This window comes from Streptomyces sp. SID13031 (assembly GCF_010548305.1).
Lineage (GTDB): Bacteria > Actinomycetota > Actinomycetes > Propionibacteriales > Kribbellaceae > Kribbella.
The window spans coordinates 62,823-83,844 of the sequence record NZ_JAAGLV010000001.1 but is presented as its reverse complement, the minus strand read 5'-3'; the positions used below and the strand labels follow the sequence as shown (position 1 = coordinate 83,844).

Sequence of the window (21,022 nt, the reverse complement as noted above, 5' to 3'; positions counted from 1 at the left end):
CCGACTATTTCCCGAGCGAGATCGCCCCGACAGCCTTCGGAATCGTCGCGTCCAGGATCAGCACGTTGTGCTCGACGTTGTAGCCCACCACGTAGATGCGCTGGTTGTCGTGGCTCACCACAACCTCCACGGACAGGCCACCTTCGCCCTCCGCCGTACCGATCACCTCACGCCCCTTGGTGTCGATGACGGTGATCAGGTCCTTGAGCGGCTGCCCTTCAGGCGCCTTGCCCAGTACGACGTACCGGCTGCCGTCGTCGGTCAGTACTGCGTCGCGCGACCGTCCCGCCAGCGATACCGGCGCCGGCCGGGGACTCTCGACGTTCGTGTTGACGACAGAGTACGAGTCCTCCGACAGCACATAGAGGTAGTTGTCCCGCGTGATACTCAGGTCCGTCAGCTGCCCGGTGACCTTGTACGGCGATCGCGCCGACCGCATCGTCTGCGTGTCGAGCACGGTAACGGTCGACGCGTCGTGACTTGCCACATAGAGACGCTTGCCGTCCTGCCCCACAGTCAGGGCGGACGGCGTGGCACCACCGCTCACAGGGCCTCCCACGGTCGTCCGCTTCTCGGTGTCGACGACCGTGATCGTGGCCGCCTTCTGGCTGAGCACGAACAACCGCTTCGTCTCCGGGCTCAGGGCCAGATCGATCGGTTCGGGTCCGACCGGTATCGGTTCACCGAGCACCTTCCAGTTGTCGACATCGATCACCGACACCGAGTTGGCCCGCGTATTGGCCACATACAACCGATGCCCGTCCGGCGCGAGAACCACGCCGAGCGGCCCCTCGCCGACCTTGAGGGCATCGCCTTCCTGCCGCAGGGAATTGGTGTTGATCTTCACGACTCTGCCGTTGGTGGAGTCGGCCCCGTAGAGCACATCGTTGTCGGGCCCGACGGCTAGCGCCACCAAGATCGGGTACGTTGGCCCCCGCGGATCTACGACCACCACCGCCCCACCCAGTACTACGGGAAGCACCGCCGCTGTCACGACGATCCACCACCGGCGAGCCGCCCCGGTCATGGCCTGCTCAATCTCTTCGGGTCGACGGCCGACGACCACCACGCCCGCCAGCAAGGTCCACACGACAAGCAAGAGCGTGAGAGCCTGCGTCCGTTCGGTGAATCTGGGGAGGCTGCCGTAAACCCCGATCCAGACCGCGAAGCCGGTCAACACCCAGCCACCGAGGAACGTGCGGCCCCGCCGCATCAGCACAGCGAGCAGCGGCCCGACCAGGGCCAATTCGGCGGCGACGATCTGCACGGCCGCAATCGGATAGGGCACGCCCGACCTGAACCGGAGGCTGGCGTTGTAGGTCAGGTAGAACGTAATCCCCAGTTGTACGAGCGCTGCGACCCCACCGAGCCCCACTATGGTCCAGGCCCGCCAGCCGCGCAGCCGGCGTACATCGACCGACAGTTCGCTACGGATTCGCCAGAGTGCAGCGGCGCCTGCGCCGAGCCAAGCCGCCTGCCCGACATACACATACCCGGCGACTACCGCGTGAGACCTGAGCCTATCCACGGCAGTCGCGGAGAGCTGACCCGTCGACGTCCCGATCAGCATCGCCGCACCGAGTACTCCGAACGCGATCGTTCCGGCGACGATGGCCAGGCCGTAGCGGCGCTGCAGGACAACGGAAAGACAGGCTGCAACGGCAGCAACGACGCAGTACCAGAGCGCGGCGTCATCCCAGTCATAGACGCTGAACCCAACGCCGGCCGAACCCATCATGGCAAGCGCAGCCAGCACGCTGAGGCAGTAGATCGGCCAAGGAACAGTCGCCGGGATCAATCGGGAGCCCCAGCGGCGAACCGGAGCGCCGAGGAACGCGCCGATAGCGACCTTCGGCGCCGCGGCCGACTCCGGCTGCCGAGTCGCGCGGGCTGAGCGGGGGCTCGGCACCCCGCCGGGCATCACCGCCGCGGAAGGCATCGAAGCGACTGGCACCGAAGCAGCCGGCGTGGTGCTTGGCTTCGGAGCGGCAGGCGGTGTCGCGGCAGGTGTCGGTGGTCCGGGGGCGTCGAGCGCCGCACGAGCCGCTGCCGAGACGGATCGGCTGTCGTCGTCGACGAGTTCCTCCAGCCGACGGATCGCAGTACGGCGTACCAGCTCGTTGCCGGACCGACGCAGTTCCGCGAGCCCTCCCACCGCCGCTTCTCTTGCCCCTGGCAACGGGTTGGCGAGCGCCGCCGTCAGATGCACCGGCAGAGTCCAATGCACGTTGGCCGCGATGACCGTCCGGCCCTCAACCTGATCCAGCTTCTTCGGCCGCTGATTGGGCTGCTCGGCGGTGACCCGGTCGTAGACGTAGTTGTAGAGCTCGTCGACAGTGATGTCGCCGTCACCGTCGATGTCCGCAGTACCGTCGCGCAACCCCTCGACCAGATGCCGGGTGAAGATGGACTGCGCAGCCTCACCATGAATCGTGCTGCCCTCGAACGCGTACTGCGTCGAGTCCGACGCGGTCAGCACCGTACGCCCCCGGCCACCAAGCTTCTCGAACGTATGAACGGCGGAGTCCGACTTGGCGAACTGCTGCGTCTCGTACGAACCGCTGTAGCAGCAGTCCAGGATGAGGATCTTCTGACGCGAAACGCTATCGGACATGGCTTCGTCGACGTCCTGAGCCGCCAACGCGCTGAACCTCAACCGATCCCGCTTGGTGTTGGACATCGCCAGGTACAGCCGACCACTGTCGTCCTTGAGCCCATGACCGGTGAAGTAGAGCAGCGTGAGATCGTCGCGCCTGCTCTCCGCGTAGAACTCAGCGATCGCGTCACCCACCTCGTGCATCGGGGCATTGACGAGGGTCTGCACCGCGAACCCCGCGATCTCAGGATCCTCGAGCACCCCCGCAAGCGCCTCCGCATCATGCGCCGGCGCGGTCAGCCTCCTGAGCCCGGTGTCCTCGTACTCGTAAGTTGCGATCAGCAACGCCAGCCGACGGCCCATGGCTTACTGGTCCGAGTGCTTGGCGAGGAAGGCCTGAAGCAACTGCTCGCGCTCATCGAAACTCGGCCGGTCCAGCTCGATCGAGTCGTCTCCGAGCTTGATGCTGATCCGTTCGGGCCCGGTCCCTCTGCCGAGCCAGTCCCGCAGTACCGCGATCAAGGTCGGAATCATCCCGCCTGCCCCAACCAACGCCACCGCGATCGCCCCAACCGCCGCCGCGTCACCCTTGCTGTTCGCAGGCGCATCCACCGCAACCGGCCGAGTCTCCAACTCCCGCTCGGCAAACTCCCTCCGAAGCTGCCGCGCCAGCCGAGCAAGCCGCTCATCGTCATCCCCCAGGACGACGATCTCGACCCACCGCACGCCATCGCCTTCAGTCCGCCCCACGAACTCCCCCACCTCATCAGCCGCCCCCGCGTTCCGGCCAACATGATCCTCGCCCGCGCACCCACCTACAAGCACCAACACCTAACAGCGAGTGATCACACTTCGCCTTCAGTCAGGCTGTCTCGGAGCTGCCGAGCCAACCCCTTCGGCGCCAGGATGCAGTAGCTCTCCGCCAGCAACTCCGACACCTCATCCCAGTCGGTCTCCTCCTCATCAAGCACGATCCCGACGACGTCGCTACCCCACCTCGCCTTGAAGAACGGCGCCCCGACACTCGTCAAGGCAGCAAGCTCAGGCCCCGCCGCGCGAAACGTCATCACGGTCGCAGGCCCATCAGCGCCGGCAGCCTGCGCGTACGCCGCCGGCACCCCCGACACGATCGTCAGCACATGAGCAAACGTCCTCTTCCGAATCCGCCACCGAGTCCCAACCCACGCATCCTCTTCATACGCATCCGGAAACCCCTCACAGACCTCTCCAAGCCGCAGAACCACCCCAACCGGCGCATCACTAGCCTCAGTCACCCCAAACCTCCCATCACCAGACCAAGCACGCTAACGCCACCTTCCGACACTTCCCGCGAGCAACCTGCCCCTCCTCCAATCCATGTCGCTCAAACATTTCAAGACCGGCTGAAGACCAGAGCAGATGCTGGACCGGTGTGACCTCACTCGATGTGATGCATTGGAGCCTGTGGAGAACCTCCACGTGCCGATTCCTCAATGGCATAGGGTGATGACGTCATCGCTGGAAGGAGCCCGGATGTCCTCGGAGACCCCGCACGATCGTGCGAACGGCGAGCGCCTGCTCGTCATCGACACCGCCACGGCCGCGCACAACCTCCCTCGGATGCTCGAACGATTCCGGAACAGCAATCCAGAACCGCTGTTCTTCGGAGACGCCGGCAAGCCAGAGGGCGTTGTCGTCTCCTTCGAGGAGTGGGAGCGGCTGGAGTCGATCGCGGAAGACGCTGATCAGACAGAACGCTCCCGCGAGGTCACACGCGAGCGCCTGACCACCGCCAGTCCGGACCAGTACGTTCCAGTAGACGACTTGGCTGAGGAGTTCGGCTGGGATCTGAACGACGACGACAAACCTCAAGGCGACGGCACACAGACCCACCCATGACAGCGAAGTACCACCTCGTAGTCCACCCGGACCTCGGCGAGGAGCTCCGCGAACTCCGCACCAAAGCGCAGGAGAATCCGACAGGCCTCGAGGCGCAACAGTTCGGCGCCGTCCGCCGCGGACTCAGCGCTCTCCGCGGCGGCCGCGAGGCGGACCTCAACGGTGAACGCCTCGGCTACTCCGACCGGCACCCCGACCTCCGCGACTGCGCGGAGATCAAACTGCCGGTAGTTGAGGAGTTCAACCGACGGGGAAGGCCCATGGGCCCCTCCCACCGAATGACCTACCGAGAGTTCGATGCCCCAGCACCGGAGCACCTGCCCGTCCGCCAGGTCATGTGCTTCGAACCACGCAAGGATGGCCGGCCATTCGAAGTCACCGCCGACCGCCTCGGGCGTACCCGAGGCGTGCCTCTGGCCGAACTGGACTCCCTACCGAATGTCGAACCAGCGGTCGGACCCGACAAGGATCTCAATCGCCCGGTCAGCCCTGTACGCCGACCGCTCCCCGCTGAACTGGCCCAGGCGATGAAGGGCTTGGAGGGCCTCCCACCCGCCTCAGGCGCCGCCACCCCACCCAGCGGTGACCCCCCGCGCTCACCAATCCAGAGCCACCGGCCACCCGGCCCCTCCCGCGAGCGCTGACCTATCTGGGCACACCAACAGTGCGGGTTGAATCGGCCCTGTCCTTGACGTGCCTACGTCGAGGCGACGCGGAGCGATCCGGACGTTGTGTGTTCGACTGTTCCGGAGCGTATGCAGCGCTCAATTGACGCCTCGATCGCTGCGACTATGTCGCCTCCACTGCGTCGCCACCCGAAGGCTCGGCGTACTGCGGCAATGATCTCTGCCTCACTTACGCTGATGGCATCCATGACGGTGCCGATGACGGCTAGGTCAAGCTCGTCGTTCGGCACATGCTGAATGGCTCGGATGCTGTCCTCGTCTCCAGGCACGCGCACAGCTGTCGCAGAGACCTTCTCGATCCGATAGAAGCCCGCTTGATCGACAGAGATGCGGTTCCCGTCGACGTGGGAGCGATCCGCGACGAAGTCGATGTTGTCGCGAATGACCTGGCCGATCCGACCGACATCGAATGCGTTCCTGATCCGCCTGTTGACCAGGTCGCGATGGATCGGCGCCTCATATCGCAGCAAGGCGGTGAGGTAGCTCCTCAGCGGCTCGCGTGCCTCGACGCTGCCCAGCTCGTACGGTGTGTACGGCGCGGCCTCGGCGTACTCACCATAAGTCACCGCCCATTCAGGCGGCCGATCAAGGTCGATCTCCTCCATCTCGACTGGCGCGGCCGATGTGCCAGCGACCTCCACTTTCGGCATCACTCCAGTCAAGGCCTGCTCAATTGCGAGCCGCAGACGATTGATCTGGCCTTCCCGGTCGCGATACCAGCTGAGACCCCAGATTCTGTGCAGGTGCCACCCCAGACCTTCCAAGACGGCACCCCGCAACCGGTCTCGGTCTCGTGCTGCCTTGGCCGAGTGATAGGCAGCGCCGTCACACTCGACGCCAAGTAGATACTCACCTGGCCTGTCGGGATGCCGCACGCCAAGGTCGATCCGGTAGCCGGCAGTACCAACCTGGGGAACGACCTCATATCCCCATCCTCGAATCACCTCGAGTACGTCGGCCTCGAAGGGGCTCTCGACGTCCATCCCACTCGGCTCCAGTTCGAGAGCGAGCGCAGGCAACCCCCTCTCCGCGAAGTCCAGGTAACCGCGCAGGTGGCGGACCCCCTCGCTCGTGGTGTCGTGCATCTCCCCCGCGCGGAACGAACTGACCACCTCGACCCGCATCCGAGCTCGGGTGATCGCCACGTTGAGTCGACGCCAGCCGCCCTTTGGGTTGAGCGGTCCGAAGGACATGGTGAATTTTCCGTCTTCATCCGGCCCATAGCCGACGCTGAAGATGATGATGTCGCGCTCATCGCCCTGGACGTTCTCCAGGTTCTTCACGAAGAATCCAGTCAACCGGTCGTGCTTCTCGAGAAGGCCGCGCAGCAGCGGCTCATTGACAGAGCGCCGATCGATGGCTGCGGTGATCGTGTCTTCCTGGGCGCTGCTGAAGGTGACGACGCCGATCGACAAGTTGGGGTGATGTCGCCGATGGTGCAGCACTCTGTCAACCACGGCTTCAGCCTCGATCGGGTTATCTCGCGTCGAGCCGCGGCGGTAGATGCCGTTGACAACATACGATTCGACACCTAGATCCGGGGCTTCGAAACGGGCACCCGGGAACGTCTGCAAGGCGCCCATCTGCAGAGCAGAGTCGTCAGGTGAATAGAACCTGTAGTTCGAGTACGCGATGAGATTCTCGTGCTGGCTGCGGTAGTGCCAGGTCAACGGCAACGAGGCGAAGCTTGTCTTGCAGAGCTTCAGCACCGACTCGAAGTCGTCGAGCCCCTCATCGTCTTCAGACTCGTCGATCGCTTGGGTGAAGAAGGCCGTCGGCGGCAGCTGCTTCTCGTCACCAGCCACGATGAGCTGGCGGGCACGGTAGATGCAGTTGACCGCATCGGACGGCAGTACTTGCGAGGCCTCATCGAAAATGACGACGTCGAAGCTGAAGGATCCAGGCAGGAACTGGGACACGGATAGGGGGCTCATCATGAAGCACGGCTTGAGCTCCTGAACGAGGTCTTCAGTTCTGGACAGCAGCTCTCGAATCGGTAGATGCCGGCTCTTCTTCTGAGCCTCACGCTGAATCACAGCTGCCGCACTCCCGCCAACCGTCTTCGGCCTCCGACGGTTACACGCCTCGGCAACAGCAACATGCGTGGAGTGGACGAGCTGTGTGTCGAGATTCTTGAAGCGATGGACCAAGGCATCCCGGTCAGCCGCGCGGAACTCAGCCAACCTCGAATCTGACGCCATCACAGATTCGACCCAGGCCTGGAGAATCGCATGCTCGATACCGGGCTCGATAGTCCCGGCGGGCACTCGACGTGCGTGCAAGGCGCCGACTATCTCGCCGAGCCCAGCGCTGTCGAGCTCACGGAGCTCACGGGAGTACGCAGCCCACTCGTTGATATCCGCCGAGGCCGAGGCCGTCATCTCCGCCAATAGCTCGGCCGCGGCACCGATGTTCTCGTCCAGCTCCGTCTGCAGATCCTTGATATAGCCGTTCCTGAAGCACGTTGCCAACACTGCAGAGGTGGCCTTCCAACGGTCGAGTGGCTCCGCGAGTTCGGCAGCGCCAACCGTAGGGCTGCTCATTCGCTCGGCCGAGTGTTCGCTGACCGCGCCGCCCACCAGTTCACGAACCCGATCGGCCCAATCCAGCGCAGCCGCCAGCGCCAGCCAGTCTGTCTCCACGCCGTCATAGAGTTCACCGATGTCGTCCTGGTCGCTCTCGAACGTGTCGAGAAGCCCAGCAGAGCACTCGGCGACGATGCTCGCTTGCTCAAGAGCGTGAACAACATCCCCAAGCGTGAGGTCGCGACCGGCCTGCCGAGCTACGGCCGCCGCAGCTTCATAACCTCCGCTCACGCGATTCGCGGCGGCCAAAGCCGATTCGGCGATGATCCGGAGCGGCAGCTGACCGATCCTGACTGCTGCGCCATCACCCCTGTGTACGCGCAGTTGGTCGATCCACTCCGTGCCTGCATTTGTCAGTCGCTGAGCCACAACAAGAAGCTGCGGGTCCGGCAATCCATCTGCTGTCAGTTGCTGAGCCATCGCGTCGTTGTTGAGATCTCCTGCGGCCAGCTGTACCGTCCGGTGGGCAGTTGAAATCGCCTCGGAGAGACGGCTGAAATCTGTCTCTGTACGCCGGTAGTAGCGGCCGAGGCGAGGCGCATAAGTCTCTTCGTCACGCGCCAGCCGCAGCTCTGCCTGCTGCCAGGAGACGGCTTCGTCGAGGCGAGCCAGGACTCCCTTGTCTACCTTGCCGGTAACGACAGCGCCGCGTAGGAGCTTGCGATCCGTCCGAGCGGCCTTGCTGAATTTGCGAAGCCCAAGGTGTGTCTGCGAGAACCGAACGTTGAGTGCTCCCAGGTCGAGCTTCAGCGCGTCCGGCGTGAACACCTGCTCGATGACTGTGCGCCGTTGATTGACGACATCCACGAGCTCGGCGAGGACTCTGCTCGACTCGTCGAGGGCGGACTGCACCGCCGGGTTGAGCCACTCTCGCTCTGGACGCGCCGTCTGTCCGCCAAGAGCAGCCAGATCCGCCAGCTGCATCGCACGGTTGAAGCTGATGTCTTCGGTCCGCACACCGAGCAAAGCGCCTAGCTGCCGCGCATCTGTGGCGATGGATTCGAGAGTCTCCGGCGTCGCGTTCTCGAATGCCTGGAGGGCTCGGAGTTGCTCGACTGTCGTACCCGCTTCAGGCGCCCACGCGTCCAGTGGTGCCGGCAGTTCGTCAAGCAGGCTTCTCGCGCTCGGCAACAGGTCTGCGTCCACTTCCTGCCGAGTCACCCCAACGACGGTTTGCAGCTCGTCCTTGGCCACCCTGTACTCACCCGACAACTTCTCTCGCTGCCCGATCCGGCCTCGCAGCGGCACAAGGTCAGACAGCTGGAACCAAGATGACGGTGCCAGTGGTCTAGTTTCCAAAAGCTCGAGCAGCCGTACCCGGTCATCTGCCGCGGCGATCGTCTGTGGCAGGGATAGACCGAGGCTCTCATCGACAGCACGCATTCGGTCGGACAGAGCCCGAGCCGCATCGCCTGCTGCTTCTGCAGCGCGACGCATAGAATCTGCCTGGGCTGGCGTCGGCGAATCGTTCTCCAGCTCGCGCCAGAGGAAGTCAGCACCCTGCATGACTGGCCGCCACGCTCGCTCTAGCCTGCCTGCGTGCTCAAGCAACTGGTCCAGCTGGACAGCGCTCAGACCAACCCAGTCCTCGGATCTAGTCAGTGATCCGACCTGATGCTCTCTCAGCTGCATCAACCGGCCGAGCGCCCCATAAACGCTCTGATGTAGCGGTTCACGGCTCTCACTCATCGCTTCGGCGAAGCGGGTCAGCCTTTCTCTAACAGCTTTTAGCGACTGACGTTCGGCCTCGGGCATTTGACCTTTGAGCTTCGCTCGCTGCACAAGAGCCCGACCGAGCTGCCCCACTACCTCTTTGCGGGTAGCCGCGTGGCTGTGGAGCTCAAGGAGAAAGTCGCCAAGCCCTACATGGGCAAGCCTGTTGCGGACGACGTCGAGGGCAGCGACCTTCTCGCTCACGAACAGAACAGTCTTGCCAGTCGCCATCAGCTCGCAGACGATGTTCGCAATGGTCTGGCTCTTGCCGGTACCCGGCGGCCCATCCACGACAAAGCTCCGGCCATCTCTTGCAGCAATGATGCACTGCCGTTGGGTACTGTCTGCGTCGAGAATGCTCATCAGCTTCTCAGGCTCGACCACCCGATCCAGATCCGCGTCCTCGATGGTCTCGAACGAATAGCTGCCGGCGCTGGGCGCTGAGTCACCAAGAGCCATCATCTGCACCATCGGGTGTGCGAGCAGGACGTCCTGATGATCCATGAGGTCGCGGTAGATGGCCTCCTTGTGGAAGCTAAAGGTCGTCAGCACAGCCCGGTGCTGCACGCCCCACCCTTCCTTGCCGGCTACCTTGCCGCGAACGTCCTCGATTGCTTCCAACACGTCCGAGGCGTCAGGGTCGAGATCATCCAGGTGGATTCCGAAGTCCTTCTCCAGCTTCAGTCTGAGGGCGGGATTGACGACGATGTCTTCCTCTGTCCGCTGGACCGAGTACGGTGACTGACTCCCGTTGCGCTGGAGCTTGACGGGGCAGAGCAGGATCGGACTGTCAACCTCTGCCTGGGTCTCCGGATCGATCCACTGCAGCATGCCGATGCCGGCGTACAGGGTCCAGAAACCTCTGTCGGCGTAGACCTGATTCGAGACCTGGTCGAGGCGGCGGCAGGCTGCGCGCAGTTTGGTCGGAGTCTTGTCCTTCACCAGCAACCCACCGGATGCCAATGGGAGTGCCAGCGAGTCCTCCAACCCATCGGCAGTCGACTCGGTGTCGGCGGCCGTCAGACGTGCTCCGTCCCACAGTTGGCCCAGGACCTCCTCGAGCTCGGAGCCGATGATCTCCAGGGAGGCGCTGCGGGTGTGAGTGAAGTAAACAAGTCGCTGACGGCGATCCAGGTTCAGGAGATCTTCCCGCCATCGGTTGATCTGCTTGGTGAGCTTGTCCCTTTGGGAGCCGTTCAACCCAGTATCGATTTCAGTGGTCGTCATCGAACGGGCTCCTCGTTGCTCGGGGCTACATCCTTGGTGCCGGGTTCCACTGGAAGGACCAGACGCCGCACCAGACCTTCGACGAGCGCCAAGTCCTCCTCGGCTAGAAGGGCGAGCAACTCGCTGAGAGTTGGCGAGCTGGCATCGATCTCTTCTACCTCGTCGATCTCACTGAGGTCTCCAAGTCCCGGCGGCAGGAGTTCGCTGTGGATGATGTCGAGCTGCTGAGTGCAGCGCGTCATCGCGACGTACAGCTGTCTGGCACCTTGGACGCTCTGGGCGGCGATCAGCGCCGGCTCCACCAGGATCACGACGTCAAACTCAAGGCCCTTGCAGAGACTTGCCGGTACTGCCGTTGTCTCAAGAGCGAAATCACCATCGCGACCGTCTCCGAGCTTGATCTGATCATCAGCCGCCACGGCGAGGAGACGGTCGTAGAGCGTGTCCGGCACGATCAACGCGGATGTCAGACCTTCATCGCGGTAGCGCTTCGCAAGTACCAAGGCGTCGCCGATCAGGTCCTCGTCCGAGGTCTGCCAGAACTGCGGATTGCTCCGGCCAGGCCTGATTGACAATGGTGGCCTCAGATCGGGTGAGATCAATGCCAACTGCCGTGCGGCCAGGTCGAGTGCCGGCGCCGGTACTCGATAGCCGATCGTCAACGTGTTGACCGAGGTATCGGTGACCGCCAGATGCTGCGTCAGCTCCTCCCAGCTGTCGCGCACCCAGACACCGGTGGCCTGGGCGAGGTCACCCAGCACGGTGAAGGAGCCCGAGGGGCACCGCCGCGCAAGTGCACGTGCCTCCATCGGAGAGAGGTCCTGAGCCTCGTCGAGCACGATGTGACCGTAAGTCATGACCTCACCGTTGAGGAGGTACGAAATCTCGTCCAAACAGAACAGGTCTGCACGAGTCCAAGCCTCGCCGTCCAGAGCGGATCGGAACAGTCGCGCCCGCTCGTCTGCGGTGAGCACCCCGTCAGCGGAGGTCGTCAGCCAGCTCTGTGTCGAGTAGAGGCTTCTGATGAATTCCTCGGGCGCGAAGGTGGGCCACATTCGATCGAGAGCGTTGCTGAACGCCGACAACCTACGGATTGTGGCCTCGTTCGCACGGACGGGACGGTTCTGCAGCCGCTGGTCTTCCGAATGGTGTTTGGCCGCGAGCGCGGACATTGCTTGGCGAAGGACATCTCTTGCCTCGTTGTGCGGAAGATCCCGCCCTCGCACGTCGTCCACGATCTGACGAATCTCGTCGCCTTGAATGCGTATACGGTCGGCCCCCAGCGGGAGGACGAGTTCGTCCTCGTCCCAGCCAATGCGCTGGCGCAAGGCTCGCTCCAAGACGACGCTCATCGCCGCGCTTCCCTTGACCCGAGCGGTCTCGACCGGGTCTGTGGCCGTAATGCGGGCCTCGCCCCCGTACAGAGAGTCGAGATCCATCTGATCAATATCAGACACATCCAGCGACGGCAGAACACCGCTGAAGTACGTCAACAAGGTGGAGCTGGGCGCAACCACCAGCATGCCGAGTCGGCGGATATCGGGTCTGTTGAACGCTAGCCACGCCGCCCGATGCAGGCCAACCACGGTCTTGCCCGTACCCGGGCCGCCCTGCACAACCACAACACCATCGCTCTGATGTCGAATGACTCGATACTGCTCAGACTGGATCGTCGCGACGACCTCACGCATCGCGCCATCACGAGACCGGTCGAGCTCCTGTAGAAGGGCGTCGCTGATGGTCGCGTCACCTTCGCTCGTCGCGATGGAGTGGGCACTCTCGCGAACAACCTCGTCCACGACCCGCTGAAGTCTGCGATCCTGCTCGATGAAGACCCGCTTCAGAATCAGATCCCCCGGGTCCTGGGGCGTCGCCTCATAGAAGGCGGCCGCCGCTGGCGCATGCCACCCCACGACGACGAGGTTTCGCTCCTCGTCATAGACCCGCCGGCGTCCGATGTACAGCTTGTCGTCGTCGCGGTCCATCCGACCGAAGACCAGCTGCCCTGAACCTCGTGAATTCTGCAGAATCGCGAGCGCCCTATTCAGGGCGTGCGCGGTCGACCGGTGCAAAGCCTCGAAGTTCACAATATTCTGCTCGGCCTCGGCCAGCCCCCTGTCGAGCAGATCGTAGGCATGCTCGACATACTGCTGCTCTTGCGCAAACTCCGGATGCTGAATCGTCATGAGCCCCCCTCAATGATCGACTGATCAGCTTGAAGACGAGGCTAGAAGGCAGCGCCGACAATTTGCCGAGCTGCATGCGGACAGCAAATGACCTACCCCCGCCCCCAGCTCCCCCGCAGGAGAGACCGCCAGAGCATCTCATGCACTTGTCACTGACGGTAGTCCCCGTGAGGATGAACGCCAGCCGACGCGCATCCGTTACATCGCCAGCGACGGCACAGGATCGTGGTGGATGGGACTTCCGAGGCGTCCCCGCGCGTGAAAGACACCAACACGCAGAGTGAAGCCAGCGGGCCCGCTTTGCGCGGGGAACACTAGCCGGCCTCCATCATGACGAAGCTGCCGTCAGGCCTTCTCGGGAGCCTCTCCACGGAAGTCAGCAGCCGGAAACCGCACAGCTGAGCTCTCGAGCTTCCGCTTGGTGACCTCGGCAAGATCGATCTCCAGTACATCCGCCAGCCGCACGAGGTACGCAAGAACGTCGGCCATCTCCTCCCCCACCCGCCGCCGAAGCGGGTCGATGGTCACTCTCTGGACCGCCTCGTCCGCAGGCACCCACGAGCCCAGCGTCGAGGGCGCGTACGCACGGTTGAAGATCTTGCCCATGCCGCCGTGGTGCAGCAGGGCCATGTCGTCGATGCTGTCCGCGCCGGCGACATCCCCGCGACCAGCGAGGTCACCTTTAACCCAGCATTCGCGCCCTTGTCGGTAGGAACACTCAGCCACTCATCGGCCAACTCGTGAAACCCCACGGGGCTATAGAGGAACATCAACGACACCCTTAAGGCCAGCTCGACCTAGAGCAACACCGCGGTCACACCCCCGCAGGGTCCGGGTCCGCGTCGTACAACGCGTCCTGGCTCTGACCGCCGCGATCTAGCACAACGACCGCGCCGGCCGACCCGTCAAGCGATCGCTCCCGGCCTACATCGCTGACCCCCTTGGAATCGGTCATCTAGTCACGGCCGACCCTTCAAGTGGGCGGCTCGCAACTCGAGCGCCTGTTTGCCTAGCTTGTCGATGCTGGGTAGGCGCAACTCGTGTGGAACGGTGAGCGTACTCGGCAACCATGCGCGAGAGGCGGGCGCGATGCGAGCACTGGTCTCCCAGTAGAAATGGGCCGTTTCGGGCGGGGGGATCGCCAAGAGCTTGCCTGACGTCAACTCGCGGATCGCCGAAACATGGGAGCGCGTCAGTGATTCAGCAGTTAGCGCGCCAGACGCAAACTCGACCTGTACGAGCCTCCACTCGTCGGAGTATCGCCGGCATTGGTCAAACTCGTTGCGGCTCAGATGAAAACTCTCGGCAGTCCTTCTTGTGCAGCCTTTGACCTCCCAGCGACGGGCCTCACCTCGAACGGTCTCGATGTCGTAGCCGAAGCGGTCGGATATCTCAGCGACGTGGACAGGTGTGGCCCGAAGTTGGTCCAGCGCTGCGAAGACAGTGAGTTCTGCCGCCCTGCCGAGACCAAGAGCGACCAGATCAGAGTGTCGCATGGCCTGGCCTGCAGCGCGCAGGAGGATTTGATCCAGATCTGGCCGCAGCCAGTCCAGGCTCGCGAGGTCGGCAGAAGGGATAAACTCGTAGCGAACCCTGTCGTTGACGATCGCGACAGGTAGCCATGGTGGGGGAGCTATCTCTAGGAGAAGGTCCGCGATGGCGAGCAACGTCGGGCGATCAGCCTGCCGAGACAGCGCCCTCAGCCGCGGACTTGGCAGCATGGAGGCGCCGGGGAGCACGAGGCCAGCGTCGATCAAGAGCTCAGCAGCCGGCTGGTGGTCAATCGCTGCCGCCAGGAAGGAGCTTCTGGAGCTAGCGGCGTGGACCCACGCCGCTAGATCAGGCTGACTGGTGTGCCGCATTGAGTTGGCGAGGTGGAAGACGCTTGTCACAGCGCCGTGGGTGGGAATCAACGGCTTACTCGGAACGAAGGTGAGCCCGAACAGCGCTGGCGTCGTCGCCCTCCGCCGGCGGGGCGTCGTGGTCCTCGTCACTCTCCGGCAGCGCGACTCGAACCAGCCCGGAATCATCCATGAGGTCCGCTAGCGTCCTCACCTTCTCGCGCAGCCGATCGTTGACGACGGTGTCGAGGGAATCGTCACTCATCAACAACGTGAACCTGGTCTCGATAGCCGGATCGAGCCCAAGCCGGTGAATGCGGTCTTGGCTTTGGAGAAAATGGCCCGCGTTGAAGGTTCTGTCGAGGTAGATGGCGTGGTGACACCAGTGGTGCAGGCTGACGCCCTCGCCCGCGGCAGCTGGGTTGGCAAGAAGCACAGTGCAATCGGGATCGTTTCGGAAGCGCGCGAGTTCTGTCTCGCGTGTCAGAGCTCCGGAGGCCGCCGAGTCCTCGGGCGGGATGCCCCCATGAACTACAGCTGGGTTGAACGCGGCCAGTTCGTGCGTCAGTGCGCGGATGTTTCGCACAAACGTTGTCCAAACTAAGACCTTCTCACCATTCGCGGCGGCTGCGGTAACTGCGTCGATCACGTAGTCGTACTTCCACGGCCGCTCGTACTTGTTGTAATCGGTCAGCAATTTGCTGAGTGGTTCGTCTCCGCGCAATTCGATAGGAGGGTGAGTGAACCCGGCCTCATCCGAACTGTCGGATCCCGCGACGAGTAGAGCAGGGTTAGTGGAGGCTTCCAGCAGGTACATGACGATCCGGCCGAGACGATCGAAATGGCGGCGGGAGTCAGTCGGAAAGTCGAACGCGCCCTGGTAGCGACCAACCAAGGCGTCATAGATCGCTTGTTGGATTGGTCCCATCGGGCGAGAGATGGTCTCCCATATCGGATCCGGAATATCGAGGCTGGACTTAGGCGTGCGAACGAAATAACGATTGATCGCGTTGCTGGTCGTGCTTACGACATCGGGATCTCGGCCTCTCGATTCGTCGTACGCTTCGGCTGGGAGGATCGCCCGGTCTTGGCCTGGATAGAGGAATCGCATCAACGCAACCAGATCGCTTGCGCCCTGTGGAGCGGGAGTTCCGGTCAAGATGTCGCGTCGTCGCGCTACATACGCCAAGTCAAGTACCGCGCGTCCATGCACACCCGCTGCTCCCCGCTTGATTCGGTGGGCCTCATCAAGAACAACCTGCGTCGGCGCACCAGCCACGAAATCTCGAATCCGCTCGTAGTCGGCGGCGACGCGGTTGTAGTTGGTGAGGAGAAGCTCTGTGTAGCGGGGGATGGTGCCGCTGGGGCCTGCATGGACTGCAAGCTTCGGAGCATTGGTCAAGCAGGCGACCGAGTCGACCTTCCACGCCTCGAACGCTGCGATCGGTCCGATCACAAGCATCCGCGCTATCTCTCCCCTACTGCGCCGGAGAGCGAAGTTAGCTAACGCAACTGTGGTCTTGCCAGCGCCCGGCACCGAGAAGTCGGCGCCGTGGGGAAGCAGAATGAGCCTTGCTAGATTGTCGAGTTGGAATGGTTTGAGGACCCGCGTGAACCCGCTGTCGACGAGCTCCTTGGCGAGGTTGTTAGTCGGTAGGGCGTGGTCATTTGAAGTCGCGTCTTCGCGAGCCTTCCTGTCGCTCGCCAATGTGCTGAGTTGCGATGAGATGCGCGGCCCGAAGGCCAACTGCTCGCCGAAAAAGGTTCGGACTTCACGGACTCCGGACAATTCGGCCAGGAACACTTCGGCCCGTACTTCAAGCGACTCGATGTTGCCGCCCGCTATCCCGCGCGACAACAGCGATTGAAGATGAGCCCAGGCACCCGTGGGCGGCCCGGGGGGTCTGGTGAGTAGGACCGTCGGACGTGAGCGGTCGCCGAGCTCCACCGTGATCATGGCGTGGTGCCCGGATACTGGTTAAGGAGTTCTTGCAGTCGGGTCACCCGCTGAGCCATGCCAGTTTCGTCGAATCCACTGAACGTGCGGGCCTTGGGTAGAGCCGCTAGAGCGCGGTCAAGTTCAGCGATTGCCTTGTCTGCTCTGGCTAGCGGAGTCGTTTGCGCAGCCTGGTCGCGTTGGTCTTCTTCTGCTTCGTCCGCCGCGGCCGTGATGGCGCTTTGGAGGCTCTCAAGGACGTCCTGAACATCCACCTCGTTGCCGTCCCCCAGGACCAGCGTTTCGTCGGGCTTCTTGCGTGCCAGCAAGGACAGGAGCGGGGTGAGCGGGCCAGCCTCCGCCGCGTCCCCCAAGACATCGTCGAGGATGTCAGTGGTGGACGCTTGTGCTGTTTCCCCGTCGGCGAGCGCTAGCAACTGCTTGAGCGACGGCTCGTTGTCCAACTCGTTGCGAACGATACTTGCCGCGTCAGGCCGTCGAAGGTGCCGCAACTTCCGATATCGAACGTTGGACAACGTTCCGAGGAAGTAAACGGAACGGACGGCTTCGGCCTCGGCAGGCTGCTTGTTCTTGATGTGTTTTGAAAGCTCGTCGAACGCCGACTCGTTGTCGTTGAAGTCGATGTGGTGGCGAGTCCCGGACGACAGGTCTACCAGCTGGTGTACTTGCTGGAGCTTCTCGTGCAGCGATCGTACGTCTGAAACGTCGCGGTGCATCCTGGTCGCGACCCTCGCGAAATCCTTGTTCTCACGCTCAAAGAGTTCCTCGATGAGGAAGGCTTCATTGATCCAGCCGTAGTCTTGCTTGAAGTCGCGGGCGATCTGCAGCTCGGTTTCGAGATTCACAAGTTCAGTCGGTGTGGCATCGCCAGGAAGCACGAGGCACTTGACATAGCGCGCGCCCCGCTGGTCGTCGTCGAAATACAGGCTCCTAAGAGCCGCGACTCTCCGATTTCCGTTGATCAGCACTCCATCTGAGGTCACGATGGCGTGTTCCTGTTGACCCCTGGACTTGAGGTCCTCTTTGAGATCAGAAAAACCGTCCTGCCCTCGGAGGATGTTGTATTGCGCTGCTTGCGCGGCAGGTCCAAGCGGGTCATCCGCGAAGAGGCTAGCGTTACCGGTCCGCGCAATCTCCGCACGCTGTTCAGCACGGGTGCGATGGTTCAGGGTTGAGAGGCGGACCCAGTCGACCTCCAACTGGACGAGGTCCAGGTCCTTCGCTTGACGCGGCCACGCTGGGAGTTGAGCTTGTCCTAGGGTGGTACGTGCCTTGAGAAACTCGGCGCGTTCCTGATCGAGAACCGGATTGGTCACTATTAGTTCCTAAAGGTTGAGGAGCGGCCGGATCCAAATCGTGTCGTGATAGCCGTGCGAAGGGTGCCACTGTCTCTGCGCTGAAATCCAACGAAGCCCACGAACGAGGCGGCCTCGGACAGCGAGATACCGAATGCAGCGAGGAGTACGGCCGGAAACTTCAGATTGCGATCTCCGGTCCAGTTCCAGTTGCTCGCATCGTTGGCGCGTTCGGGCATGGTGTAGATGCATGGCGCAGGAACACGCTGGGTTCCGATGAGGACCGAACGGTCCCGTTTCGGGCATGGGCGCACAGACGAGCCGCACAATTCGTTCTGGAAGATCACACCCGACAGGATGTCTGGGGCGTCTGAGAAGAATCGCTGGCGCAGGCGGTTGACACCTTTCGCGATGTGCTCACCTGGGTGAGTCTTCATACTTGAGCAAAGCCACCAGAGGTACGTCTCGTCCGCCCAGCCTGGTGCGGTCCAACGGACACTGCTGTGGGCACCGTCCGGACAGCCCTTTTGGATGATGGCGACCGTGCCGATGTTAGGGACACTCAGACGGTAGACGGTGTCGTCGCCGTAGACAGGTGTCGACATGTTTGTGACCAAGCCCCGGTCGACAAGGTGGCCGAGCACGCCGGCTAGGTACTCGCGGCGTCCAGCGTTGCTGGCACTCATGCTTCCCCGCACTGATTCGATGGCAGCCGGAAAGGCTGATGCGAACTCGCTCGCTGAGATGCCGTGACGAGCCAGGACGTCAGGGTGGGCTGCTAGGGATTTAATGGCTTCAGCGGCACGCTCGACCACGGCAGGTGGGGGTGAGCCGACATGACGACATGGTGCCGCCGCCTCTGCGCCAGTCACTCTTCGGCCCCTGCGGCAGTGGCCCACAACCTTGTCATCGACGTCCTTTCATCTCGCTGGTCCCTCGCGCCTCGCTCGCACCGCAGAGGCTACCTATCTGGTCCGACAAGGGAGGGTAAACGGGGCTAGTCGTGCCTCGGCGGCATCTACCACCCAGTTGCTGAGTTCCCGCCAACTGGCGGTCCCGATGTCGTGCGCTTCTGCAGACTAGATCGTCGACGGGGCAGCTGGTTCGGTCATCGCTTTCATTGGCGGATCCGCTGCTTGGTCTCGCGGAGATTGACGTTGCGGCCCTCATGCCGTGGATCGCAGCAGCGGTCGAAGTCGTAGCACGAGCTGCCGTGAGTTACAGCGGTTTCGGTGACATGAACCTGCGCGCCTACGAAGCACCCAGATGACCCCATGCCCCGGACCAGTCGCAATCAGCTCGGAACGCCCCCGGTCGGGGCACCGAGCCTCGCGGCGGTCTTTGACCTGCGCGTTCGCGACGAGAATCCAGTACATCGTCGAGACCAGGCAATCTCTACCTGCTCAGCACTTAGCCACCCGACCTTCGCACCCGGCTCGCACCCTTCCAGCACGCCAGCATCACGCAACTTGCGCCACTCAGTTATATGCAACGAATACACCCCCTCACCCCGCAGACACCCACCACCCAGGCCATCTTGGCAGGCCACGTCATACACCGCCAGATGCGCCGGCTTGTCCGCCGGCGTGAGCGTCCGACGAGCTCTCGGACCCGATTTACTCATACAATCATCATTGGCTACCGGAACAACAAACAAAACCAGCCATCGTGTGCGCGTACCGCTTATTGCAAGCGGCGAACAGCTGCCTCGACGATGCCTGCTGCAACCTCGGGGTCCTCGTGTTCCCAGGCTCGTACGACTGTCCAGCCGGCATCGGCCAGGAGTCGATCGATCTCGGCGTCCCGAGCTACGTTGCGCTCGACCTTTGGAGCCCAGTAGTCAACGTTGGTATTCGGCGCTCTGTAGTGCACTGGACACTTGTGCCAAAAGCAGCCGTCTACGAACACCGCCACTCGCGCCTTTGTGAACACCAGGTCGGCCGTCCGTCGCACGCCGGCGAGAGGCCGACAGCAAACCCGGAACCGCAGGCCGCGGCGATGGAGGATCGACCTCAAGCGCAGTTCTGGCTTGGAGTCTCTACTCCGGTTCGCCTGCATGGATCTTCGCACTCCGGGGTCGACATGCCCATTCATCCGTTGGCTCCGCACTTTCGCGTGTACGACGTCCCGTCGGTGACAGCAGGCCAGGCGAGCATCAATATCTCGCGCTCTTCATGCGCTCGGCGTGGTAAATTCGATGGTCGCAGCGACGCGCCACATGCCAGCACCCGAGGCTGCCGTCACCATCTATATGGCCGTGCCGCAGATCATCTGGCGGCAGCAAGGACCCCGACATGCGGTAAGAATACGATGCCTGCCGAGCTACTCATCGCTGATCAAGGCATCCTCGGAGTCCGGAACCTCTGCGCCGATCTCATGGATGCGATGCTCGGCCAGCCACGCCAACCGCTGCGCTTGCAGCAGCAGAGTCCGTCGCATGCCACCCGATACCTCACGCTCCGAGATCATTTGAGACAGCCGGGAGATTGTGGCTGCGCGACGGGCGATCCTCACATCTGAGTGCTGGCGGTCTTCCCACAGTTCGTCCGGGATGATGCGTCCAGCGACTACGCTCGGCATCCCGACCAGGTCCCGGGGTCTAATGACTCCCTCATTCAGGACAGCGCCAAACCGAGACTGCTTCTCGAGCTTCTTGTAGACGGTGTACTCATAAGGGTCCAGCAGCGCCTTCTTCTCGGCGCTGCTGGCGGTCTTGGTGGGGTCCTTAAGGCTGACTGCAGTTGCCACGGCGGGAATGCTCCACATATTCACATACGCCACCTCGAAAGGGTCCAAGATGAACTTGGCCACTGCATCCGACCGCTGGCCGGTCAGGTGTCTGCCGACCCGATCCCTGAACGCCGACGAAGTCTGCCCGACGTAGATAGGCTCGCCGTCGTAGTCGAAATAGGCGTAGATGCCGACAGCGCTGCCGATCACCTCTCCCGGCCGCTGGGGGTCTTCCTCGGCCATGAGCTTGGCTAGCTCGGCACGAATCAGCCTCACTGGATTCGGCGGTTGGTCCTTCTTCGCGATCTTCATCATCTCTGACCCTAAC

General features: G+C 62.8%; 13 protein-coding genes and 2 pseudogenes. 2 read left to right on the top strand and 13 right to left on the bottom strand.

The genetic code is table 11. The features are described 5' to 3' along the window. Positions 1–4: 4 nt before the first annotated feature. The 3 genes from G3I17_RS00360 to G3I17_RS00350 form a co-directional block, all read right to left on the bottom strand. A complete protein-coding gene (locus G3I17_RS00360) occupies positions 5–2,959 on the bottom strand; it encodes a caspase family protein (RefSeq protein ID WP_164592729.1) in 2,955 nt (984 codons plus the stop codon). Positions 2,960–2,962: 3 nt separating this feature from the next. Beyond that, positions 2,963–3,322 carry a hypothetical protein gene (locus G3I17_RS00355; protein WP_164592727.1) on the bottom strand — a complete coding sequence of 120 codons (360 nt, stop codon included), beginning with the start codon at positions 3,320–3,322 and terminating at the stop codon, positions 2,963–2,965. 119 nt (positions 3,323–3,441) lie between these two features. Beyond that, complete coding sequence (locus G3I17_RS00350; RefSeq protein WP_239062084.1) at positions 3,442–3,735, bottom strand: hypothetical protein; 294 nt, start codon at positions 3,733–3,735, stop codon at positions 3,442–3,444. Positions 3,736–4,108: 373 nt separating this feature from the next. On the opposite strand from G3I17_RS00350, the gene G3I17_RS00345 reads away from it, so the two are divergent. Together G3I17_RS00345 and G3I17_RS00340 are read left to right on the top strand one after the other, a co-directional pair. Beyond that, the gene (locus tag G3I17_RS00345) at positions 4,109–4,474 is read left to right on the top strand and encodes a type II toxin-antitoxin system Phd/YefM family antitoxin (RefSeq protein ID WP_164592723.1); all 366 of its coding nucleotides are present in this window, start codon (positions 4,109–4,111) and stop codon (positions 4,472–4,474) included. After that, positions 4,471–5,118 carry a hypothetical protein gene (locus G3I17_RS00340; RefSeq protein WP_164592721.1) on the top strand — a complete coding sequence of 216 codons (648 nt, stop codon included), beginning with the start codon at positions 4,471–4,473 and terminating at the stop codon, positions 5,116–5,118. Before G3I17_RS00345 ends, G3I17_RS00340 begins: the two co-directional genes overlap by 4 nt. Before the next feature lie 53 nt (positions 5,119–5,171). Here the strand turns inward: G3I17_RS00340 and G3I17_RS00335 are convergent, their stop codons facing one another. The 10 genes and pseudogenes from G3I17_RS00335 to G3I17_RS00295 form a co-directional block, all read right to left on the bottom strand. Beyond that, positions 5,172–10,685 carry a DUF3320 domain-containing protein gene (locus G3I17_RS00335; RefSeq protein WP_164592719.1) on the bottom strand — a complete coding sequence of 1,838 codons (5,514 nt, stop codon included), beginning with the start codon at positions 10,683–10,685 and terminating at the stop codon, positions 5,172–5,174. Next, complete coding sequence (locus tag G3I17_RS00330; protein WP_164592717.1) at positions 10,682–12,871, bottom strand: ATP-binding domain-containing protein; 2,190 nt, start codon at positions 12,869–12,871, stop codon at positions 10,682–10,684. The genes G3I17_RS00335 and G3I17_RS00330 overlap by 4 nt, the downstream gene beginning before the upstream one ends. Positions 12,872–13,423: 552 nt before the next feature. Next, positions 13,424–13,641: pseudogene (locus G3I17_RS39590) on the bottom strand (IS1380 family transposase); the annotation flags it as partial. 189 nt (positions 13,642–13,830) lie between these two features. Further along, positions 13,831–14,763, bottom strand: a complete 933-nt coding sequence (locus tag G3I17_RS41940) for a DUF3883 domain-containing protein (RefSeq protein ID WP_164592715.1) — start codon at positions 14,761–14,763, stop codon at positions 13,831–13,833. Positions 14,764–14,788: 25 nt separating this feature from the next. Continuing rightward, complete coding sequence (locus G3I17_RS00315) at positions 14,789–16,669, bottom strand: DEAD/DEAH box helicase (protein ID WP_164592713.1); 1,881 nt, start codon at positions 16,667–16,669, stop codon at positions 14,789–14,791. Beyond that, the gene (locus G3I17_RS00310; protein WP_164592711.1) at positions 16,666–17,985 is read right to left on the bottom strand and encodes a ParB/RepB/Spo0J family partition protein; all 1,320 of its coding nucleotides are present in this window, start codon (positions 17,983–17,985) and stop codon (positions 16,666–16,668) included. Before G3I17_RS00310 ends, G3I17_RS00315 begins: the two co-directional genes overlap by 4 nt. 2 nt (positions 17,986–17,987) lie before the next feature. After that, complete coding sequence (locus G3I17_RS00305) at positions 17,988–18,650, bottom strand: hypothetical protein (RefSeq protein ID WP_164592709.1); 663 nt, start codon at positions 18,648–18,650, stop codon at positions 17,988–17,990. Between the two features lie 689 nt (positions 18,651–19,339). Then, positions 19,340–19,588, bottom strand: a pseudogene (locus G3I17_RS40265) (IS3 family transposase); the annotation flags it as partial. A 59-nt stretch (positions 19,589–19,647) separates the two neighbouring features. Beyond that, positions 19,648–20,022, bottom strand: coding sequence for a very short patch repair endonuclease (locus G3I17_RS00300; protein ID WP_164594097.1), 375 nt, complete (start codon positions 20,020–20,022; stop codon positions 19,648–19,650). 264 nt (positions 20,023–20,286) lie between these two features. Next, entirely contained in the window at positions 20,287–21,009 is a 723-nt protein-coding gene (locus tag G3I17_RS00295) for a GIY-YIG nuclease family protein (RefSeq protein WP_164592708.1), read from the bottom strand. Positions 21,010–21,022 lie beyond the last annotated feature (13 nt).